The organism is Arthrobacter sp. NicSoilB4 (assembly GCF_019977335.1).
Lineage (GTDB): Bacteria > Actinomycetota > Actinomycetes > Actinomycetales > Micrococcaceae > Arthrobacter.
In genome coordinates this window covers 1,888,654-1,908,439 of sequence record NZ_AP024653.1, presented here as the reverse complement: position 1 = coordinate 1,908,439, position 19,786 = coordinate 1,888,654, and the positions used below count along the sequence as shown (strand labels likewise).

The window sequence follows — 19,786 nt, the reverse complement described above, 5'->3', positions numbered from 1 at the left end:
GGCCCTCACCCCCTGCGGGTGAAATCCGCCGGCCGGGACGGTAGTCCGGTGCCGTGTGCCCGGACCATCCACAATTTTCAGACGATTCCACGCTCGGCGGCTGTTTTGAGGGCATCGCGCCGACCTGCCGCGCCCAGTTTTCGGTAGATTGACCGCTCGTGCGTCTTGACCGTATTGACGGAGATGTACAGGGCCTCTGCGATCTCGGCAGCGGTCATCACTGAGCGCATGTAGGCCAGGACCTCCCGTTCCCTTTCTGTGAGCGTCCAGTAGGAACGCGTTCGGAGGTGGGGCGGCCCGTCAGCGTGGCGTGCCATCCGCGCAGCGATGAACGCTTCATGGCTGGTGCCCCATACGGCGTGCCGGATCAACAGGGCTGCGAGTTCGTCCCTCCGCTCGGTGAAGGGGCGCAGGACTGACTGGGGCTCGGCGCGGTGGACCGCATGCTCTATCCGCTCGTGCATCTGGGCTTCATCACCCGCCGCCTGGGCCAGGAGGGCCTCGGTCAGGCTCATGCTGGTGTCCAGGTAGCGGTTGCGGTGCCGGTCGGCCAGGGCCTGGGCACAGATTGCGGCGGTGCCGTGTTCTCCTCCGCGGCGCAAGAGCTCCGCCAGGAGCATGTCCACCTGGGGGGAACGCCCGCCGGCTCCCAGCGGAGCGACGATGGTCAATGCGCCTTCCAAGTCGCCCTGGGCTTCGGCGATCTTAGCCCTGGCGATGGTGTGGAAATCCGACCACGACACACCATAGAGCCCTTGGTCGTTGAACGCCTCAAGGGATGCGCTGGATTCGGCAAGATGTGTTTGCTCGCCATGGGCGCAGTCGACCAGGACGCCATAGAGGACGCATAGCGGGCCGAGCGGCAACAAATCGCCGCCAAGGCGCTGGGCCTTTGCCAGATGGGCGCGGGCACTGCTCAGTTCGTCTTTCCAGTAGCAGGCGATTCCACGCGCCAGCCAGGCCGCCGCCATCCGGTCTTGCGCACTGCGCCCCAGTCCGTCGGCCCGCTCCAGGGCCTGCGTCGCAGTGTCGTCGGCCGTTTCGAGGTCTCCGGCAACTGCGAAGGCGAGTGCGAGTTCCGCCATGGAACCGGTTTCCACCGCCGCCCATTGGGTGGCGGTGCCCGCCGCCGATTGGAGCAGGAGGGCGGCCTGGTCCCCCATGCGGTGAAAACGAAACTCAGCCTGGGCGAGCAGGAACAGTCCTGACGTCGTGGTGGGCAGGCACTCCGGTGCCTCGTCGGCACCCGCCCTGCTATGGGTGGCTGGCGGGGGCACGTCCGGGCGACCGCTGGCAGGGAACGGCTCGAAGAGGGCCCGGCACCGGTCAAACTGTCGGCGCCGGACTCCATCCAGTGCCGAGGTGCGCGCCAGCGCACGGCCGGCGAGTTCCGAGGCAGCCGTGCTGTCACCTTCAAGGGCGCGGCACACGGAACTGACCATCAAGATCTCGGGGTCTTCGTTCCAGGGGGCCGGCAGGTCGCTGCAGAGTTGTTCGAGGGCGTGGGCACCGTTGCACAGCAGGAACTCGAGCCAGGACGCTCCCAGCGCCGTGACAGCCTGCCTGGCAGCATTGCCCTGCAGGGCGTGAGCGACGCATTCACTGACGTCGGTGTCCTCATAATGTCGCGCCGCCAGGCGGTGGAGGCGTTCGGCCAGCAGGGGGTCCCTCCGCTCCAGGATCCGGCGGCACTGGGCCGCGAACAGGGGGTGCCAACGGTACGTCGAATCTCCGCCTCGACGTTCGTGCTCTTCGATGTACAACCCGTCGCGCAGGCACGCCTCCAGCAGCATCCCGCCGTCGGGGCGGCCATGAAGCTCGACGGCGAGCCGGCGGACAAGCCAATCACAGGTGGTGGCACGGAGGACAAAGTCCGCCAGTGACGGGTCCAGCTGGTCAAGGACCTCCTCCGCGATGTAATCGCCAAGGGGCACCTGCACGGGAAGGGAAACCGAATTCCCGCCCGGCGTATCTCCCCCCTGAACCGGTGTGTTGAGACCCGCATGGACAGCAACCGGCCAGCCGCCGGTCTGGTGCCAGAGTTGTCCGGCGTCGAAGCCCGGAGTGTGTCCCAGCGAAGTCGCGAACCGGGTGACTTCGTCCCGGGTGAAGGCCAGTTCTGCTGCCCCGAACTCGCCCAGGCCTTCCCCGAACCTGAGCCGCTCCAACTGGATCGGGGGATGCCCCCGCCCGGAGAGGATGAGCCGCAAGGCGGGCGGGGCTGAGGCGGCAAGCACCCCGACGACTCCGTTGGCCAGCCCCTGCCCTGCCAGGTGGATGTCATCGATGACCAGTACGATCGGCTCCGTCAGTCGCTCCAGGGCTCCGAGCAGCAGGTCATAGGAAGCAGCGCGATCCGGGGCGAGGCCTGGTTCCAGCGCCATCAGGGCGTCGTTGCCGGGCAAAGGAACTTGAGCGACAACCGCCTGAATCGCTTCGACAACCCCATGGAACAGCCGGGCGGGCTGGGTATCGAAACGGTCCAGTGACAACCAGGCGCACTGGAGGTCGCAGTTGCGGACCCAATCGCCCAAAATGGTCGACTTGCCGTAGCCGGCAGGCGCGGCGACGAGAGTGAGCCGGTGGGCATCAGCTGCTGCGGTCAATGCGTCTTCCAGGCGCGGGCGCTCCAGCGTCCCCAGACCGCGCAGAGGCGGTCGGAGCTTGAATTGCGGACCGGGTCCCCATTCCGAATTCTGCGGCTCTCCCACGTAATCGATGGTAGGGACCTGCAGCGTCGTTCAATAGGGGCATAAGGTCCTTGTGCCTGCACACTCTCACAAGGCCCGCGGGACAGCGATCTTACGGCTGCTGCGGCCAGCGGACGGGTATATCTGTGCGGGGGTAACATCAGTCATGGCCACTAAGCACGGCAGCCGCAAGCCACCGGTGTTTGTCCGTCAACTTGACCGGGCCACGAGGCGGCACGTCTTTTTCGTCGCGGGAATTCGGCTCGCCGCCTTCCTGGCACTGCTCATCTTCTTCTTCACCAACATTCCTATTGGAGGCTTCAACGAGGACTATCCCGCGGCGGCCTGGATCCGGCTGGTGGGAATACTGCTCGTATTCTTCTTCGCCCTGGCGCTTGAATTGCGCATGATCATCAGGGCAGAGGTGCCCCAAGTCCGCGCGGCCGAAGCCGTTGTCGAGACCGTGCTGATGTTCCTGTTCCTCTTCGCATTCCTTTACACGTCGATGTCCACCACCGATCCATCGGCGTTTACGGAACCGCTGAGCAGGATGGATGCCCTCTACTTCACCACGGTCACGTTCGCCACTGTCGGGTTTGGGGACATCACTCCCGTGAGCCAACTCGCGCGCGCGGTCGTGACAGTCCAGATGATCGCCGGCCTCGGTGCCCTCGTGCTGGTCGCCAAGGTTGCCTTCTTCGCGGCTGGCCGGCGGCTGGGCGACACCTGACCCGAATTCTGGCCGGGCCAGACCTCTGCCGCGTCAATCTCCGGGAGGTCAACCACCCTCGTCCCACCCGGACGATCACCCGAAAGGGGTGATGATGCATCGCTGGGACCGTCGGCACCGGCAACTCCCCGTGGAACAGCCACGCGTTGAACGCCCGGAAGGCTGGCGCCTCCAGCGAATGAGTCTCACCGGAAGACGCACAGCCCTCGCTCCCCGCAAGTTGGGTTCCTTGCGACGGCAACAGATCACCCCGGGCGGGTGGGGCAGGGCGCGTGGCCCTTGCGGACAATAGGGATTGTCACGACTGCAGGACTCCACGACGCGCGAACAGGAGTTTTCCATGAAGATCGGCCCCTTGGAAGTGATTATCTGCGCCTTCCCGAAACCGGCCATCGACGCGAACGTGATCAAGGCATTCAGTGAAACGGTGAAGTCAGGGGCCATTGCCCTGGCAGATCTGGTCCTGGTCACCAAGGATCAGGCGGGGGTGATGCAGGTCCGCGACCTGCACGACAGCCTGCCCGCCGCATGGTCTGCAATGATCCGTGATGCCCGGCCGATGACGCTGCTTAGCGACGCCGACATCGGGTGGGCGGCGGAGACAATTGGAAACAGCCAGATGGCGCTGGTCGCCGTCGTCGAACACCGCTGGGCGCACCGATTGTCAGAGGAAGTGCGCCGCTCGGGGGGTGTGACGGCCCTGCAGGCCAGGATCCCGGACGAAGAAGCGGTCCTGGCGCTCGAAGCCGATGGCGTGACAGCAATTTGACCGTGACACACCCGCAAAGGAACCCCTCATGCCATTTGCCAGAGCCGGGAGGCCAGGGTTGCTTGGAACCATTGCCCGGACTGCCGCGCTCCGGGGCACTCCGGCCCGGGACGCTCCACGACCGGCCGTTCCCACGCCGGCGGGCGGAAGAGAGCTGGCGGACCAACTCTCGCGCCTCGCCGACTTGCGCAGCACCGGAATGCTCACCGAGGCGGAGTTCACCGCGGCGAAATCCAGGCTTCTGATGTGACCCCAGCCTGCGAAGCCAGACACCCTTAACCGAACCCAGACGTTGGAGGTGGTTCCCGTGAAGCGATGGAGCAGTCGTGTCGCCGTCCACACACTGAAGGCATTGCCCCCTGATCCGGGCCCCCGGGCTCGACAAATCGAACCCTTGCGGCGAGAAGTTACCTAGGCGGCGAACTCCCATGACACTTCATGATGACGCAAACAGCGCCGGCAGCCCGGAGCAGGCAGAAATCCTCAGGCTACGTGCCGAGGTCGCCCGCCTTCAGCTCGAAAAGGACCGCGCCAGCTCAACTGGACCGACCCCCCCAGGCCGCGGATCGGGGATCGCCCGACGGATTATCGCCGTCGTCCTGGTGGTTCTGACCGCCGTTCTCGCGTTCGCCACCGTGCCGGCCCTGTACCTGCGCAGCGAGCTGCTCGACACTGACCGCTATGTGGCCACTGTCGCGCCTTTGGCCTCGGACCCCGCCATCCAGGCGGAGATCTCCAATAAGGTCACCACCCAGATCACCGAAGCTGTCGACGTCGAGGGCATCACCCGCGACGCGATGACCGAACTGAGCAAAGTCGCACCACGCGTGGCCGCCGTTATCTCCGGGCTGGCACCCGCCATTGCCGAGCAGACGAAGTCGCTGATCCATACCGCCGTGTCCAGATTCGTCGCCAGCCCGCAGTTCCAGGATCTCTGGACGCAGGTCAACCGCGTAGCGCACCAGAGTATCGTCAACCTCGCAACCGGAAACACGGGCGGAACCGTGACCATCGACGAGAGCGGCACAGTCTCAATCTCCACGAAGGAAATCATCGCCCGGGTCAAGACCCTCCTTGTCGATCAAGGCGTGGAAATCGCGGCCAGAATTCCGGAAGTCAACGCACAGATCACCCTGCTCCAGTCCCCCGAACTCGTCAGGGCAACGGATGCCATCAGAACGCTGGACCGGACTGCCCCCATCCTGGCGTGGATGACGGTGCTGAGCGCCATCGGAGCCATCGCGGTGGCGCCACGGGGCTGGAGGCGGCGTACGACGAGCCGTGTCGGGTTGGGGATAGCGGTAGCCATGGCTCTACTGGCCCTCGCGCTCACCATCGGCCTGGACATCTTCCTCGGCTCAATCCCGTCTGCCACCGTCTCCCCCTCGGCGGCCCAAAGCCTTGTGGATACCCTCCTGGTGCCTCTCCGGACCGGCGTGCGGTTTGTCTTCGTTGTGGGTCTGCTGATGGCCGTCGCCGCCTTCCTTACGGGCCATTCGCGCCCGGCGGAGGCCGTCCGGCAAGGACTGGCACGGGCAGGCGACTACGTGACCGGAAAGGTCGGCGCCGGGCAACCCAGGCCGTGGCAGCACTGGCTGGCCCGTTACCGCCGGATCCTGGAGGCCGCCGTCATCGGCGTCGCCATTCTCGTTCTCATCCTCTGGCAGTACCCGACGGCGGCCGTCGCCATCTGGACGGCCATCCTTGCCGGACTGGCGATCCTCCTGATCGAGTTGCTGTGCCGGCCCGCCGTCGCCGCTGAACATGCCGGAGGGCCCGCGCCGGGCAGTCCGCCTGAAGTGCCCGTGGCCGGAAGTCCACCGCCGGAGGTATCGAATCCAACTCTCCCACTGCCATAAGCGGGGTATACAAAGGTGCGCATGGCCCCGGAAGGGTCATGCGCACCTGCGTGTGCCGGTAGCCGGCTCCGTGGTCTTGAACTGCGTGTCAGTCTCGGCGATCGCGGCGGTCGTCGCGGCGGTCACCGCGGTCGTCCCTCCGGTCCTCACGGCGGTCGCCTCGACGGTTAATCCCGTGGGCGACGACAATCGCCCCGCCCACGGCGGCTGCGGTCCTGCGCCTGCGTCGTGCTGCCAGTGGCATATCAGGCTCCTTTCTTCATTCCTGCGTTTGGGCTTCGGCGTCTGAGTCCGCCTGGAAGGCGGCGATGACGGCCTGGGTCGGGATCCGGCCGCTCGCCACGAGCTGCCCGCCGGCCTTGCGGACGGCCGCCCCGAACGGGGCAGCCCACTGGTTCTCCCAGACGAGGACCGCGGCGGAGTGGCCGGGCGCGATCGTCTCGGCCAGGTCCATGACGTCCTGCTCCGAGAGCACCATGGCCAGTTCGGCCTCGGCCATGCGCACCTCGCCGAGCTGGCTCTCGTCGAGGTCGGAGATCTCCGCCGTCTCGAGTGTGCCGTCCTCAGCCTTCCTCAGGAAAACCATGTCGAGGACCCTGATGAGCTCACGCTTGACCAAGTCGTCCAGGAACGGGGCGATCTGGCCTTCACCGAAGTTGGGCCCGGGGAACTCCACAACGAGCCAGTCAACCGGCCCCAGTTCATCCAATGAATCAGCCATGCTGATGACCTCCGTTTCTGATTGGGTTCAGGCGATCCGACGGACCGCCGCAGTCCCATCCTGTGCTTCCACTGCGGCGTGGCGCCTCATCCGGGCCGAGTGACCTGACTCTCCGCCGCCGTGGGATGCCTTTTGCTGCAGCAGCGTTAGGAAGCTGCAGGCGCAAACGGGTACAGTTCCTGACCTCCGCCGTGCACAACGACGCACGTGGCTTCCGGTACCTCCTGCCATGCCCCGCGGAGGTCCCCCAGCGGTTCGGACACCACCAACCGCGCGTCGTCCGCGAGCTCGTGGAGTATGGGGTTGTCCGGGTACTGTTCGCGGAGCGTTGCGATGTCGGCGCTGTGGAAAAGTGACCGGGAGTTGCGCTCGCTGGAGTAGCGGAACGCCCAGGTGGTGTCGCCGTCGGTAGTTGCTACGGTCATCTGGATCGGATGCTCGATGCCGTGGCGCCGACCGGCGTCTTCGATGAATCCCACCGCTTCAGCGACCGCCGCGCGAGGGTCCCGCTCCAGGCCGAAGGTCAGGGCGAGGTAGAAGAACATTTCCGAGTCGGTTGATCCTTCGATCTCCGGGTAGAGGCTGGGCTCGACGGCTATGGCCAAGTCACGCTTCACTTTTGGAAATTCCGCGAGGACCCCGTTGTGCATCCAGAGCCACTGCCCGTGGCGGAACGGGTGGCAGTTCGTCTGCTGAACGGCGGTGCCGGTCGTGGCACGGATATGTGCGAACACGCGGCCGGACGAGGCATGCCCTGCGAGCTCGCGCAGGTTGCGGTCGTGCCAGGCAGGCTCCGTGCTGTGGAACACCCCGGGAACCGGCGCGGCACCGTACCAGCCGACGCCGAACCCATCACCGTTGGTGGTCTCAACTCCCATGCGTGCATGTTTGCTCTGCATGACGAGGGAGTTGGCGGGTTTGTAGAGGAGGTCATCCAATCGCACGGGCGAACCTGAATACGCTAGCCAACGGCACATGTCGTCTCCTTCAGATCGGGGGCGGATTTCCAGCACGATTCCACCACCGGCACAAGGCTGGCGCATCACCTCCCGCGGGTGAAACCTCCGCGGCAACTCTTACTGGCCCTCCGCGGCAACTCTTACTGGCCAAGCACGCGTTGTTTCAGCGCGGCGAATTCCTCGGCCGACAAGGCGCCGTCGTCCATCAGGGTCTTGGCCTGGGCGATCTGCTCGGCCGGGTTGGTTCCGGCAGTCCGCCGGACATCGTCGTCAAAGTCTTCCTTCGCCACATCGTTCCGCGCAGCCTGCCGAAGTGACATGGACTGCCCGAAGGCAATCAAATACGCAAGGCCGCCGAAGACCGGGACGACTAAGAGGACCAACACCCAGACAGCCTTGCTCCATCCGGCACGCGTCGAATCCGAGAAAATGTCTTTGACGATGAGGAAAAGCACCACAAGGTACGAAACATAAAGCAGAAACGACATCATCAGCCAAAAGAAGTCCCAAAACGTCATGACTGTTCCTTTCCGCCGCCACGGACCGGGATCGCACACAAATTGCGGCGGGGCAGAGAATTTCGAACCCCTACCCGGCTGCCTGTGCCCGCATCGTCCCACAAATTGCCGCTCTCCGGAACAGTCCTCCGCAACGCTCCCGGATCCGTCGATTGAGTGTGCGGTGGGGTCTTCCGCCTAACCCGTATCACCCCCGGCGGGTGAGGTGTACGCGCGGCTCGAGGCCAACGATGGACTTAGCTGGCAGTGACAGGGCTGCCGGGCGAATGCCCATCTGAGAGGGGACATCCCATGTCGAGGCCACGACGAGTCCTGGCTTGGTTGCTGCCGCTCTTTGCGGCGCTCGTGCTGCTGGCTGGCTGCAGCACGCCAAGCCCGCCAGCGGGCACGTCAAGCCCGCCAGCGGGTACCTCAAGCCCGCCAGCCAGTACATCCAGCCCGCAGCAGACCGTCTCTCCGGCCTGCGCCGCCGCCGACGCCTTTGCGCAGGCGCTGACAGGTTTCAAGGACACCCTCAAGCCGGGGTCCACGTTGGAGCAGGTCCGCTCGGCACGGGACCAGGTGGTGAAGACCTATAACGATCTTGTCAGCGCAACAGGGAGCGCGGCTCAAGCCCGGGTGGACGCCGTCAAGTCGGCCGAAGAACAGTTCTCTGCCGCCGTAGACGATATTCCCGACGACGCCACCCTCACCGCAGCCGTCGACTCCCTGCGGGACGAAGCGGCAAACGTCCAGGCCGCATTGAGCGACCTCGCCACTGAGGTCAAGTGCTAATTTCCATGTTTCCCCGGGCCGGCAGTTGACCTCGCTCCGGCCCGAGGCTGCGTTCACGGACAATGCCACATCAATCGAAAGTAGGGATCCGAATGAGTTTCTGGGAAAACTTCTGGGACATCTTCTGGTGGTTTTTCATCGTGTACGCATTCTTCGCCTTCCTGTACGCGTTGTTCATCGTCATTTCCGACGTCTTCCGCGACAAAGACCTGAACGGCTGGTGGAAGGCCGTCTGGATCGTCTTCCTGGCGTTCGTGCCCTTCCTGACACTGTTGGTGTACATGGTGGCCCGCGGCAAGGGCATGGCCCAGCGGTCCGTGGAGCGGGCCAAGCGGGACCAGGCGGAAGCCGATTCCTATATCCGCAGTGTCGCAACCGCGAGCCCCACTGAGGAAATCGCCAAAGCCAAGGCCCTTCTCGACGCGGGCACCATCACTCCTGACGAGTTCCAACGAATCAAGGACAGTGTCACAAGCTGAAGACGTACGACACGCCCACGGGTGATGCCGAGCCAGGAGGTCGTCCCAATGACTGATTACCCGTTGACCGGCGATCTCCAATCGGCTGCCCGGCTGCGCCGGCCGGGATCGGAGTGCGCCATGCGGTCCCTGCTATGAAGGGCCCCGCGTCTCTAGACTGATTCCAAGGCGAACGAAGGAGGGCTCAATGGGTCCGGAACCAGCGGAACCTTCTCCACGTCCCGTCCTCCCCCGCTCGGCGATCATCCTGCTCACTTTGGCATGTGCGGCTGTCGTGGCTTTCGGCCTGGCTGCCATGCGGGGAATTGTCATCCCCGTCTTCTTTGCGTTTGTCCTCACGCTCTGCGTCCATCCCTTGCGGCGCTGGATGCAGGGGCGCGGAGTGCCTCGGGGAATCGCTACTGGGACAACCATCGCGGCAGTTTTTGGGCTGCTGACGGCCTTCGCCGCGATACTCGTTGCCTCGCTCGCCCAGTTCTCGGCTTTGTTGCCGCAGTATGCGCCGCAGCTCGCTCAACTTGGCGCCTCCCTCACCGCGTTGCTGGAATCTGTGGGGTTTGGCCCTGAGCAGACCCAGGCTTTTCTGCAGGGGTTCACTCCCGGCCGCCTGATCAGCTTCATTGGCGGAGTCCTGGGAAACATCACGAGCATCGTGGGCAGCCTTGTGGTCATCCTGACGATGCTGATCCTCATGGGGGTGGATGGCTCGCGCATGCCGGCCGTGCTGACGCATCTGAACTACCACCGGCCGGACATGGTCACCGCATTCAACGACTTTGGGCGCGGCGTCCGCCGGTACATGGTGGCCACCACGGTCCTTGGGGTAGCCCAGGGCCTTTTCAACTGGCTCCTTCTGACCATCCTGCAGGTTCCCGGCGCACTGCTGTGGGGTTTGCTCTCCTTCATCTGCAGCTTCATTCCGAACATTGGCTACTTCATTGCGATCGTCCCGCCGCTGTTCTTCGGATTCCTCACCGGCGGGTGGCCCACGGTGGTGGCCGTGATCGTCTTCTACGGCGGGATCAACACTGTCATTCAGTCCATCGTCCAGCCTAAGTACGTTGGCAATGCGGTGGCCCTCAGTGAGACGATAACGTTCGCCTCAGTGCTGTTCTGGGCCGTCATCCTGGGACCCGTCGGAGCCGTCCTTGCAGTGCCCCTCACACTCCTCTCCCGCACAATCCTCCTCGACTCCGACCCGGCCATCGCCTGGTGGCGGCCCCTGACGGGTGACAAAAAAGACCTCGAGGCCCTGCTCAAGCAGGAAGACGATGCGATTCGCGCACGCCGGGCGCGGCGGGGATCCGGCAACCCGGACCCCGGCAGCAGCACGCCCAAGGCATGACATGCCGTCGAATTCCAGCCAGGACAGGGTGACTTCCAAGTGCTGAGCGTGCTCACCAGCCTGGCGCTGTTCGCCCTTGCGGGGGCGATGAGCACCGTGCCTGTGAGCATCACCATCATGATCCTGCTCTCCCCCGATCCACGACGCGGTGCGCTCCCTTTCCTGATCGGCAGTGTTGCCGGATCGATCGTGGTTGTCGGCCTGTCGGCTGTAGGGCTGCAACTCCTGCCCGGCCGGCCGTCACTGAGACAGGACGAATTGCTGGCGCAGATTGGCCTGGTGGTCGGCGTCTTGCTCATCGGCTACGCCATCTACCTTTTCTGGCGCAGAAGCCAGACGGACAGTGCCGTCGTCGGAAAACTCCAAACGAGGTTCCAATCCGCGCGTCCGTGGGAATTCGTTGTCCTGGGCCTGGGCCTGAACCTGCGCCCCAAGGCGATCCTGCTCGCCGTCGCGGCCGGTGCGGTGATCAGCGTGCGGGAACCGCCGTTGTTCCTGGGAGCCGTGCTGGTCCTCGCCTACGCCGTTGTCACCCAGTCAGCCGTCGTCGTGCCGATCGCCGTATGGCTGCACTCCCCGGAGCGTGCCGAAGTGCCGCTGACCGCGATCTACTCGTGGATGCAGCGGAACGGACAGACGATTGCGGCGGTCGCAACGCTGACGATTGGGGTGCTGATGACCGGCTACGCATTTTTCCAACTTTGAACGCACCGGAGCGCCCCGGCGATGTCATTGCCGGGGCGCTCCTCGTAGTTAGCGGTTCCTGCACTGTCAGACGAGTGCGCTGCTCTTGATCTTCTCGAACTCGTCGGGGCTGATGGTGCCGGAGTCCAGGAGAGCCTTGGCTTTGGCAATCTCCTCGGTTGGGCTCGCGGTGGCAACCTGGCGGATGTACGCGTCCGAGGCCTCCTGGTCTTTCCGGGCCCGTTCCCCGGCCCGTTCTACCATGCCCTTGCCGCGGGCAATCAGGTACACCAGCACGCTCAAGAAAGGCACGAACGCCAGGAATACGATCCAGATGGCTTTCAACCATCCGTTCAGCTCGTGGTCACGAAAAATGTCGCCGATGATGGCGAATAGTGCGTAAAGGAAGGCAATGAATGCGTACACACAAAGGAACCACCAGAATATGTTCCAAAAGTTTTCCCAGAAACTCATGTGGCTCCCTGCTTTCAGTTGATGCGGCTTGGAAATGGAACCAAGTGCAGGTCCGGATAATCGCCTGGCTGCCTGACCAGTGGCAGGTAAGAACATCTTCGGCTTCGGGACCGGGTCATTTCCTCATCCGCTGCGGGTGAAATCCCGGATGGGAAATTGACCCCTGCACCGTTCAACCCAGGATCGCCCCTTCGCCGGTGCCAGAGGATTTGGGATCGGGAAGCCTCATCATGCGGAAGGACGTCACCAGCCCGACGGCGCCCGCCAGTATCGGGACGAATAGTGCGATCTGGAGGGCCAGGGGCCGTGCGTCCGTGTTGATGCGGATGATTTCGTTCTGGATGTCCTCCGGCTGGCCGGCGAGCTGTTCCTGAAGTTGCGCGTCGCTCATCACCTGGGCGTCTTCTTCCAGTACCGTCGCGACCTGCTGCTGTTGGTCGGGTGCGAGGACCGTGCTGGAATTGGACATGCCGATGAAGATGGTCGAGAGCGATGCGAGCATGATCCCGCCGGCGAACGCGAGCCCGAAGGACAGGCCGAACGATCCTGCGGCCGAATTCACGCTGGCGGCCTCGCTGACCCGCTCGTCCGAAATCGGGGACAAGGTGTAGTTGTTGAGCTGGGATACCAGCAGCCCCAGGCCAAATCCTGAAATGATCAGCGGGATCAGGAGCCACCAGCCGGAGTCCGCTCGCGGCACGACCGGGACGAGCACCACCAATCCCACGATCAGGAACAGGAAACCCCACCGGATGAGGCTGGCCGGGCGGCGCCTGCCGGACCTCTTCCCGGCGATCATGGCGACCACAAACATGGTGAGCGAGAGCGGGGCGATCGACAACCCCGACTGCATCGCGTTGTATCCGAGCACCATCTGAAGGTAGATGGGCAGCACAATCATCGTGCCGCCCAAAGTGATCTGCTGAAGCATCTGTCCTGTGGCACCAAAGCGGAATGCTTTCGACTGGAACAGATCCGGGTCCAGCAATGTCGGCTTGTCACGACGCTTGCGCTGAACGAGCCAGTAGACCAGGCCACCCAGTCCGACGGCACCCACGGCCAGGAGTGCGCCCACCGCCTCGCCACCTTCCTGCCAGACCAGGATGCCGAGCACGATGCCGCCCATCCCCACGATGGACAGGAAGGATCCGAAGATATCCAGTTCCCGGGGTCCGGCGTACGGCACGTCTTTGACGAGCCTAATGCCGGACAGGACGACCGCGATGATGAGGGCCTCGAGCAGGAAGGCGACACGCCAGGACAGGAACGTGGTGAGGAAGCCGCCGAGTAAAGGCCCGACCGCGGCGGCGATCGCGGCAGAGGCGCCAACCAGGGCGTAGACCCGGTGCTGGGCATCACCTTCGAAATTTCCGTGGATGAGGGACTGCATGGCGGGGAGGAGCAGCGAGGCACCCAGGCCGCCGATCAGGGCCCAGCAGATGATGATCGGGAGAAGACTCTGGGCCAGGGTCATGGCGATGGCCCCGATGGCGTAGCAGCACAGCCCGATCACGTAGGCGCGTTTGCGTCCGATCAGGTCGCCGATTTTGCCGCCGATCAGGATGAACGCGGCGGATACCAGCGCCTCAAGGGCGATGGTCGACTGGAGTCCGCTGACGGTCGCGCCGATGTCTTTCACCACGGCGGAAATCGAGACGTTCATGATCGACGTGTCGACGACCAGCACGAACATCGCCATCGCCAGCAGCAAAGCGAGTCTGCTATTGAACGGTTCCGCCGGGGAGCCGCCGTCGTCCGGCTTTTTCATCTGTCATCGACTCCCGGGCTTGTCGGATAGGCTGCTCCCCCAAAGCTAGCCACTCGGCGTGGTGCGCAAATCATTCCCGGGGCATGAGGTTGCCATCGGGCTGCCCCGGCCTAGCCTGCGTTGTCGTCATGCCCCGTATCGACGGTCTGTGCGGCCTGCACGGCCCGGAAGATGTTGCCGTGGATTCGCTCCGCGCCGATTCGTTCGATCACCCCGTCCTTTGCCAGGGTGGCCCGCACAGCGGGTTTCAGCCGGGCCAAGCGCAGGGTGACGCCGGCCTCCCGGGCGAGGTCCACGATGTCTGCCATCTTCGCGGCGCCCTGGGAGTCGACAAAGTTGATTCCCGCGCAGTCCAGCACAATGCCTGTCAGGTCCGGTGTCGAGTGGATCGTCTCGCGCAGACGATCCTCCAGCGCGTCCGCCGTGGCGAAGAAGAGGCCGCCGTCGAACCTGATGACGGCGATGCCCGGAATCACCTCGTCGCCGGGGTGCTCGTCGACCTCGCGGAAGACCTGCGTGCCGCGTTCCAGTCCCAGGGACGGCATCTCCGGGTGGGTGGCTACACCGACGAGCCAGAGGAGCGAGAGCCCGATCCCGATGATGACGCCCGCGAGGACACCGAAGATGAGGGTGCCAACGATCGCGGCGACGGCAATCCAGAAATCAAACTTTTGCACGCGGGCCAGCCGCCGCATCTCCGGCACGTTCATCATGCCCATCACAACGGCTTCGATGATCAGCGCCGCCAGCACCGGTTTGGGCAGATTGGAAAACAGCGGGGCCAGGAACAGGAGTGTCAGCAGGACGGTGGCACCGGAAATGAGGGAGGCCAGGCCGGTCTTCGCCCCGGAGTGGTCGTTGAGCGAGCTCGCCGAGAGGCTGGTCGAGACGGGCATCCCCTTGAACAATCCCGCGGCCATGTTGGCGAAGGACTGGGCAACGGACTCCTGGTTGATGTCGATCTGGTAGCGGTGCTTGGCGGCGAACGCCCGCGCGTCGCCAGCAGTCTGGGAAAAGCCGATCAGTACCAGCGCCACCGCCGCGACCGCAACGGTCCCTGCGTTGTCCCACATCAGCTGCCCGTCCGGGATTTCGGGCGAAGGCAGCCCGCTAGGCACGTCACCCACCAATGCCACGCCCTTGGCCCCAAGATCGAAGACGGCAGCCGCCAGCAGCCCGCCCACCACCAGGACCAGGGCGCCGGGAACCCTCGGAGCGACCGCCTTCAGCCCGAAGACGACGGCCAGCGCGATGACACCCACCAGCACGGTGGTCTGGTGCGCCTCGCCCAGGGTCCCCAGCCATGACCGGAGTTCCTGGATCGGGTTGGAGCCGGTGACCTCTGTCCCGGTCAGTTTCGGGAGCTCTCCGATGACGACGTCGACCGCCGCGCCGAAGAGGAACCCGGTGACCACGGCCCGCGAGAGGAACTGGGCGATCCAGCCCATCTTCGCGACGGCCAGGAGCAGGAACAGGATGCCGGAGGCCAGAGTGATGCCTGCAACGAACGAGGCGACGTCCTGCTCGCTGGTGATGCCGGCGGCGAGCACGGCGCTGGCGGCCACCGCCGCCAGCCCGGAGCTGGGTCCCATCGAGATCTGCCGGCAGGAGCCGAGGACTCCGTACACGATCGCGCCCGCCGCAGCCGCGTAGAGACCGTTCTGCAACGGGATCCCCGCGATTCCGGCATAGCCCAGATTCTTCGGAACGATCAGCGCCGCGACGGTCACGCCGGCGATCAGGTCGCCCCGCAGCCAGGCACGGTTGTAGGAACGGAGCTGGCCGGCGATAGGCACCACCGTGAGGCGGCTCCGCTGCGGTTTCTTCATACCCAGTCCTACTCGTCGGTTCATCAGGCTTCGCTGGCCGCCCCGTCCGCTCCGGTGGCAGCCGGCTGGCTTGCGGTGCCGGAGCGCCGGAACTGCGGGCCGGCGGCCGGGTTGGCCGCGAGCTGGTCGGCGTCGACGGCGGCCAGGTTGCGGATCAGCACGATCAGCCAGGCGAAGACAAGCGAGGCGGCGATGAGCTCCACGGCGGTGAGGTTGTAGTAGGCAAACGGGAAGTACATCACGACGGCGAAGGCGATGACCGCCAGGAACACCAGCCCCAGCACGTTGAACGTCGCCGGTATCGAGGGAACCAGTGAGCGCATGCGGACAATCAGGGTTCCGAACACCACCACCATGCCGGACGCTGCCGCGGTGTGGAGCCAGAACTGCTCATCGACCGGGAACAGTCCCACGCAAGCGAGGAGAACTCCGATGAGGACGATGCCCCCTTGCAACTGGCGCGCCCGGCGGCGCTCGGACGCGGTGTCTGCCGTGGATTCGAGCGTTCGTGTGGAGTATCCGGCGAGGGTGGTGACCACAATGCCGGCGACGATCAGCGTGACGTTGAACGCCACCCCGGAGACGTCGGAACTCATGCCCAGGGCGCTGAGGTTCTCCTGCCACCATTGCGGATCCTCCGCGGTGAGCATGCTGGTCAGCACACCGGTGACGAGGAAGACGGCCAGCAGCGCAGCGAGCCGGTAGGCGTTCATGGTCACTGCCGACAGGTATGCGATGTACGTGCTGACGGCTCCGGTGACTCCGACGAGGATTGCCGCGGCCAGCGGATACAGCACTGCACCCACGAACGCCCGCTGGAAGATCGCGAACAGCGCCAGCCAGCCGAGCAGGAGGATGCAGGCATGAGCGAGCGCGAGGGCGGCGATGTCGATGATGTTGCGTGCCCGGCCGCCGCGGGGCGGGTGCGTCGCTTCAAGCCCCCGGCCCTGCCTGGAACCGATGACCACCGCTGCGGCACCCAGGGCAGCCGTCCCCAGCGCAGCGATGTCGCCCGCAGAACCCCGTCCTGACAACGCAACGGGTTCACGCCCCACAAGCAGGAAGGCGATCACACCGAGAAGGAGAAAGCCCGCACCTCCGATGACGAGCGCCCGGGACTCGGACGTGACTGCAGCGTGTTTCTTCAGGGCCAACATCACTCACTTCGCTTCCCCGTGGCCGCCAAAGAGCCATGGACTGCCGCCGGCACCGGCAACTTGCTGCCTGCCTGCGGCACAGCAGCCGGGTGTTTGGTCCGGTTCCGGCGTATCCCCACGCTATGGCTTCCCTGCCCCTGTGCCGTCACCCGGAAAGGATGAAACCCCGTGCATCAAACCTGCAGATTTCCCTCCCTGTTCGTGCCTGCGGGGTGTTGAATAGTAGTAGGTCCGCGCCTCTGCCGAACGCTGCGAGGTGGTGGGCCGAACACGTCTGCTTGCCGGGCCCGGGGTCCGGTGCGAGGCGGGGCCGGCGACGCTTGAGAGCCCTCTGAGACCGGGGTTCTCTCCCCCAGCCGTCGTCGGCCCCTTCGGATGGTCCTGTCGGACCGTCCGAAAGCGCAAACGGGGCGGGTCCGGACATTTCGGTCCGGACCCGCCCCGTTTCGGGCCATGCGCTGCGGCCGTGCTAGCGTCCGGCGCCCTCGGCCTTGACGGCGAGGACTGGACGGTCGGCCTGGATCAGGATGCGCTGGGCGTGGCTGCCCATGATGAACTTGCCCACCTGGGAGCGGTGGCGGAGTCCGATGACAATCAACGATGCGTTGACCTCCCGCGCCAGGTCGAGGAACTCGTCCGCCAGATCGTGCTGATACGAGGGCTGCAGCACGGACGTTTTGACGCCCGCGTCCGTGGCGCGCCTGGCTGCCTCCTCAAGGAGTCCGGCAGTGGCCACTGCCTTGTCCACCAGGGCACCTTCCCGAGCCGAATTGACGATGAAGAGGTCCTGGTTCCGGAGGGCGGCTTCCGCGATACCGGCCGTGAGGGCAGCCTCCCCCGCCGGTGTGGGGACGAAACCGACAATGATGCTCATACCTTCTCCTTGATGTTTTCGGGTGCGGGCGCTCCGGAGGTGGAGGGCTTGCGCTTGGCCAGCATCGAGCGGATGCCCGGAAGGACGGCCACCAGCACGAAGACGATGAGAAGCGTCGCCGAAATCGGGCGGCTGAAGAATCCTGTCGCGTCCCCGCCAAAGACCAGCAGTGAACGGCGCAGGGAGCTTTCCAGCAGGGAACCCAGGACGAAGGCCAGGACAAGCGGTCCCGGTTCGAAGCCGAACTTCTTCATCAGGTACCCGACGATGCCAAAGACCACGACGAGGGTGACGTCGAACATGCTGTTGTTGATGGTGTAGGCGCCGAGCAGGGTGATCAGGGCGGTGACGGGCGCGAGGATCGCGGCACGGACACGGAGAATCTTCACGAAGAGTCCGACGAGCGGCAGGCTCATGATCAGCAGCAGGATGTTGCCGATGTACATGGAATTCACCACGCCCCAGAACAGCTCCGGGTCCTGCTCCACGAGCTGCGGGCCAGGCGTCACGCCCTGGATCAGGAGTGCGCCAAACATCAGGGCCATGGTCGCGTTGGCGGGGATACCGAGGGTCAGCAGCGGAATGAACGACGACGTTGCGGCGGCATTGTTGGCGGTCTCCGGCCCGGCAACGCCTTCCGTCGCGCCCTTTCCGAAGCGCTCCGGCTGCTTGGCCCGCTTCTTCTCCATGGCATAGGAGGCCATGGAGGCGATCGTGGCCCCGCCGCCGGGCAGGATTCCGAGGAAGAAGCCAAGGACGGAACCCCGGCCGATCGCGCCGGACGCCTGCTTCAGGTCCTTGCGTGAGGGCCAGACGTTGGTGACCTTGGAGGGGGCCTTCGCCGCCCGGTGGCGCTCCTCGAGGTTGTACAGGATTTCGCCCAGGCCGAAGATGCCCATGGCGATCGGCACAAAGTCGATTCCGTCGGCAAGTTCAAGACTGCCGAAGGTGAACCGGCTTTCGCCGGTGAAGATGTCCCGGCCGACGGTCGCCAGCAGCAGGCCGAGGGCCGCGGCGATCAAAGCCTTGGTCTTGGCTCCATTGCTGATGGTGGCGACGAGCAGGATACCGAGCAGCGCCAGGGCCGAGTACTCGGCCGGGCCGAAGTCCAGCGCGAAGCTGGCCACCACGGGCGCCAGGAACGTCAGCCCGATGATGGACGCCGTGCCCCCGATGAAGGATCCGATGGACGCCAGGCCGAGGGCGGTGCCGGCCTTGCCTTGTTTGGCCATCTGGTAGCCATCAAAAACGGTGACGACGGACGAGGCTTCGCCGGGCAACCGCAGCAGGACGGACGTAATGGTTCCGCCGTACTGGGCGCCGTAGAAGATGCCCGCCAGCATGATGATGGCGGTCACCGGCTCCACGTTGTAGGTCAGCGGGAGGAGGATGGCGATGGTTGCCGCGGGCCCCAGACCGGGCAGCACACCGATGAGCATGCCGATGACGACGCCGATCAGGCAGTACAGGAGGTTGGTCGGCTCCAGGACAACGGCGAATCCGTTGATTACGGGATTCAGAAAATCCACGGGGTTCTCCTAGAAGAGGTGGGGAATGGAGGTGTTGAGTGCCAGTACGAAGATGCCGTAGAACCCCGCCACAACGACGGCGCTGACCAGCAGCGTGGAGCGCCAGGTTTCGCCGCCGAGGAACCGCATCCAGATGATGCACAAGACGAGGGCAGGCAGCTCAAAGCCGATGACCGGCATCAGCGCCACCATGAGGGCAAGCGTGACCAGGCCGGTGAGCGGTGCCGTGGACATGCGGGTGAATTTTTCCGCATCGCGGTTGCGCCGGCCGGCGATGAGCTGGAACGCTCCCAGGGCCACCATCACGCAGCTGATGATGAAGGGCCAGAGGCCGGGCTGCGGCGCGGCCAGCGAACCGAGGCCCATGGCCAGCGACAGCACCAGGGCGCCCAGGCCAACGGCAATGACGGCCAACGAGGAGGCCGCATTGGCCAGTGCGCCGGCAGCGGGCGGCTTCTCCTCTTCCCATTGGGCGGCCAGCTGCTCGGGCGTCAGCTCGTCAAGCCCGCCGTTCGGGTTGCCTTCCGGGTGCCCAGCCGGCGGAACGCCCGGAAGTTCATCCGGGCCGTTCCCGGCGGAGGGTGCGCTGCCCGCTCCGCCGGGAACAGAACTGGTGGTCTTCACTCG

Annotated in this window: 19 protein-coding genes; 8 read left to right on the top strand and 11 right to left on the bottom strand. The window is 65.0% G+C overall.

Going from position 1 to position 19,786, the window contains the following annotated elements:
* Window positions 1-77: 77 nt before the first annotated feature.
* On the bottom strand, window positions 78-2,606 hold the full coding sequence (locus LDO13_RS08550; RefSeq protein WP_224049562.1) for a LuxR C-terminal-related transcriptional regulator: 2,529 nt from the start codon (window positions 2,604-2,606) through the stop codon (window positions 78-80).
* Between the two features lie 250 nt (window positions 2,607-2,856).
* On the opposite strand from LDO13_RS08550, the gene LDO13_RS08545 reads away from it, so the two are divergent.
* The 4 genes from LDO13_RS08545 (at window position 2,857) to LDO13_RS08530 (ending at window position 6,048) form a co-directional block, all read left to right on the top strand.
* Window positions 2,857-3,420, top strand: coding sequence for a potassium channel family protein (locus tag LDO13_RS08545; protein ID WP_224049561.1), 564 nt, complete (start codon window positions 2,857-2,859; stop codon window positions 3,418-3,420).
* Window positions 3,421-3,760: 340 nt separating this feature from the next.
* Window positions 3,761-4,189 carry a DUF6325 family protein gene (locus LDO13_RS08540; RefSeq protein ID WP_224049560.1) on the top strand — a complete coding sequence of 143 codons (429 nt, stop codon included), beginning with the start codon at window positions 3,761-3,763 and terminating at the stop codon, window positions 4,187-4,189.
* A 28-nt stretch (window positions 4,190-4,217) separates the two neighbouring features.
* Window positions 4,218-4,439, top strand: coding sequence for an SHOCT domain-containing protein (locus tag LDO13_RS18640; RefSeq protein WP_224049559.1), 222 nt, complete (start codon window positions 4,218-4,220; stop codon window positions 4,437-4,439).
* A gap of 178 nt (window positions 4,440-4,617) precedes the next feature.
* On the top strand, window positions 4,618-6,048 hold the full coding sequence (locus LDO13_RS08530) for a hypothetical protein (protein WP_224049558.1): 1,431 nt from the start codon (window positions 4,618-4,620) through the stop codon (window positions 6,046-6,048).
* A gap of 259 nt (window positions 6,049-6,307) precedes the next feature.
* Here the strand turns inward: LDO13_RS08530 and LDO13_RS08525 are convergent, their stop codons facing one another.
* From LDO13_RS08525 to LDO13_RS08515, 3 genes are all read right to left on the bottom strand, one after another.
* A complete protein-coding gene (locus LDO13_RS08525) occupies window positions 6,308-6,769 on the bottom strand; it encodes a DUF6325 family protein (RefSeq protein WP_224049557.1) in 462 nt (153 codons plus the stop codon).
* Between the two features lie 146 nt (window positions 6,770-6,915).
* On the bottom strand, window positions 6,916-7,746 hold the full coding sequence (locus LDO13_RS08520; protein ID WP_224049556.1) for a class II glutamine amidotransferase: 831 nt from the start codon (window positions 7,744-7,746) through the stop codon (window positions 6,916-6,918).
* A gap of 122 nt (window positions 7,747-7,868) precedes the next feature.
* Window positions 7,869-8,246 (bottom strand): PLDc N-terminal domain-containing protein, encoded by a 378-nt coding sequence (locus LDO13_RS08515; RefSeq protein WP_224049555.1) that lies wholly within the window; start codon window positions 8,244-8,246, stop codon window positions 7,869-7,871.
* Window positions 8,247-8,537: 291 nt separating this feature from the next.
* Between LDO13_RS08515 and LDO13_RS08510 the strand changes: the two genes are divergently transcribed.
* The 4 genes from LDO13_RS08510 (at window position 8,538) to LDO13_RS08495 (ending at window position 11,549) form a co-directional block, all read left to right on the top strand.
* Window positions 8,538-9,020 carry a hypothetical protein gene (locus LDO13_RS08510; RefSeq protein WP_224049554.1) on the top strand — a complete coding sequence of 161 codons (483 nt, stop codon included), beginning with the start codon at window positions 8,538-8,540 and terminating at the stop codon, window positions 9,018-9,020.
* Between the two features lie 92 nt (window positions 9,021-9,112).
* Entirely contained in the window at window positions 9,113-9,499 is a 387-nt protein-coding gene (locus LDO13_RS08505; RefSeq protein ID WP_224049553.1) for an SHOCT domain-containing protein, read from the top strand.
* A gap of 187 nt (window positions 9,500-9,686) precedes the next feature.
* Window positions 9,687-10,844 carry an AI-2E family transporter gene (locus LDO13_RS08500; RefSeq protein WP_224049552.1) on the top strand — a complete coding sequence of 386 codons (1,158 nt, stop codon included), beginning with the start codon at window positions 9,687-9,689 and terminating at the stop codon, window positions 10,842-10,844.
* A 39-nt stretch (window positions 10,845-10,883) separates the two neighbouring features.
* On the top strand, window positions 10,884-11,549 hold the full coding sequence (locus tag LDO13_RS08495) for a GAP family protein (RefSeq protein ID WP_224049551.1): 666 nt from the start codon (window positions 10,884-10,886) through the stop codon (window positions 11,547-11,549).
* 66 nt (window positions 11,550-11,615) lie between these two features.
* On the opposite strand, the gene LDO13_RS08490 is transcribed toward LDO13_RS08495, so the two are convergent.
* The 7 genes from LDO13_RS08490 to LDO13_RS08460 all read right to left on the bottom strand — a co-directional run bounded on the left by LDO13_RS08490 (window position 11,616) and on the right by LDO13_RS08460 (window position 19,783).
* Window positions 11,616-12,002 carry an SHOCT domain-containing protein gene (locus LDO13_RS08490; protein WP_224049550.1) on the bottom strand — a complete coding sequence of 129 codons (387 nt, stop codon included), beginning with the start codon at window positions 12,000-12,002 and terminating at the stop codon, window positions 11,616-11,618.
* A 172-nt stretch (window positions 12,003-12,174) separates the two neighbouring features.
* Entirely contained in the window at window positions 12,175-13,770 is a 1,596-nt protein-coding gene (locus LDO13_RS08485) for an MFS transporter (protein WP_224049549.1), read from the bottom strand.
* A gap of 110 nt (window positions 13,771-13,880) precedes the next feature.
* The gene (locus tag LDO13_RS08480; RefSeq protein ID WP_224049548.1) at window positions 13,881-15,599 is read right to left on the bottom strand and encodes a SulP family inorganic anion transporter; all 1,719 of its coding nucleotides are present in this window, start codon (window positions 15,597-15,599) and stop codon (window positions 13,881-13,883) included.
* Between the two features lie 23 nt (window positions 15,600-15,622).
* Entirely contained in the window at window positions 15,623-16,756 is a 1,134-nt protein-coding gene (locus LDO13_RS08475; protein WP_224049547.1) for a hypothetical protein, read from the bottom strand.
* Window positions 16,757-17,225: 469 nt separating this feature from the next.
* Entirely contained in the window at window positions 17,226-17,630 is a 405-nt protein-coding gene (locus tag LDO13_RS08470) for a universal stress protein (RefSeq protein ID WP_224049546.1), read from the bottom strand.
* The gene (locus tag LDO13_RS08465; RefSeq protein WP_224049545.1) at window positions 17,627-19,159 is read right to left on the bottom strand and encodes a tripartite tricarboxylate transporter permease; all 1,533 of its coding nucleotides are present in this window, start codon (window positions 19,157-19,159) and stop codon (window positions 17,627-17,629) included. The genes LDO13_RS08470 and LDO13_RS08465 overlap by 4 nt, the downstream gene beginning before the upstream one ends.
* 9 nt (window positions 19,160-19,168) lie before the next feature.
* Window positions 19,169-19,783, bottom strand: a complete 615-nt coding sequence (locus tag LDO13_RS08460) for a tripartite tricarboxylate transporter TctB family protein (protein WP_224049544.1) — start codon at window positions 19,781-19,783, stop codon at window positions 19,169-19,171.
* Between the last annotated feature and the right edge of the window lie 3 nt (window positions 19,784-19,786).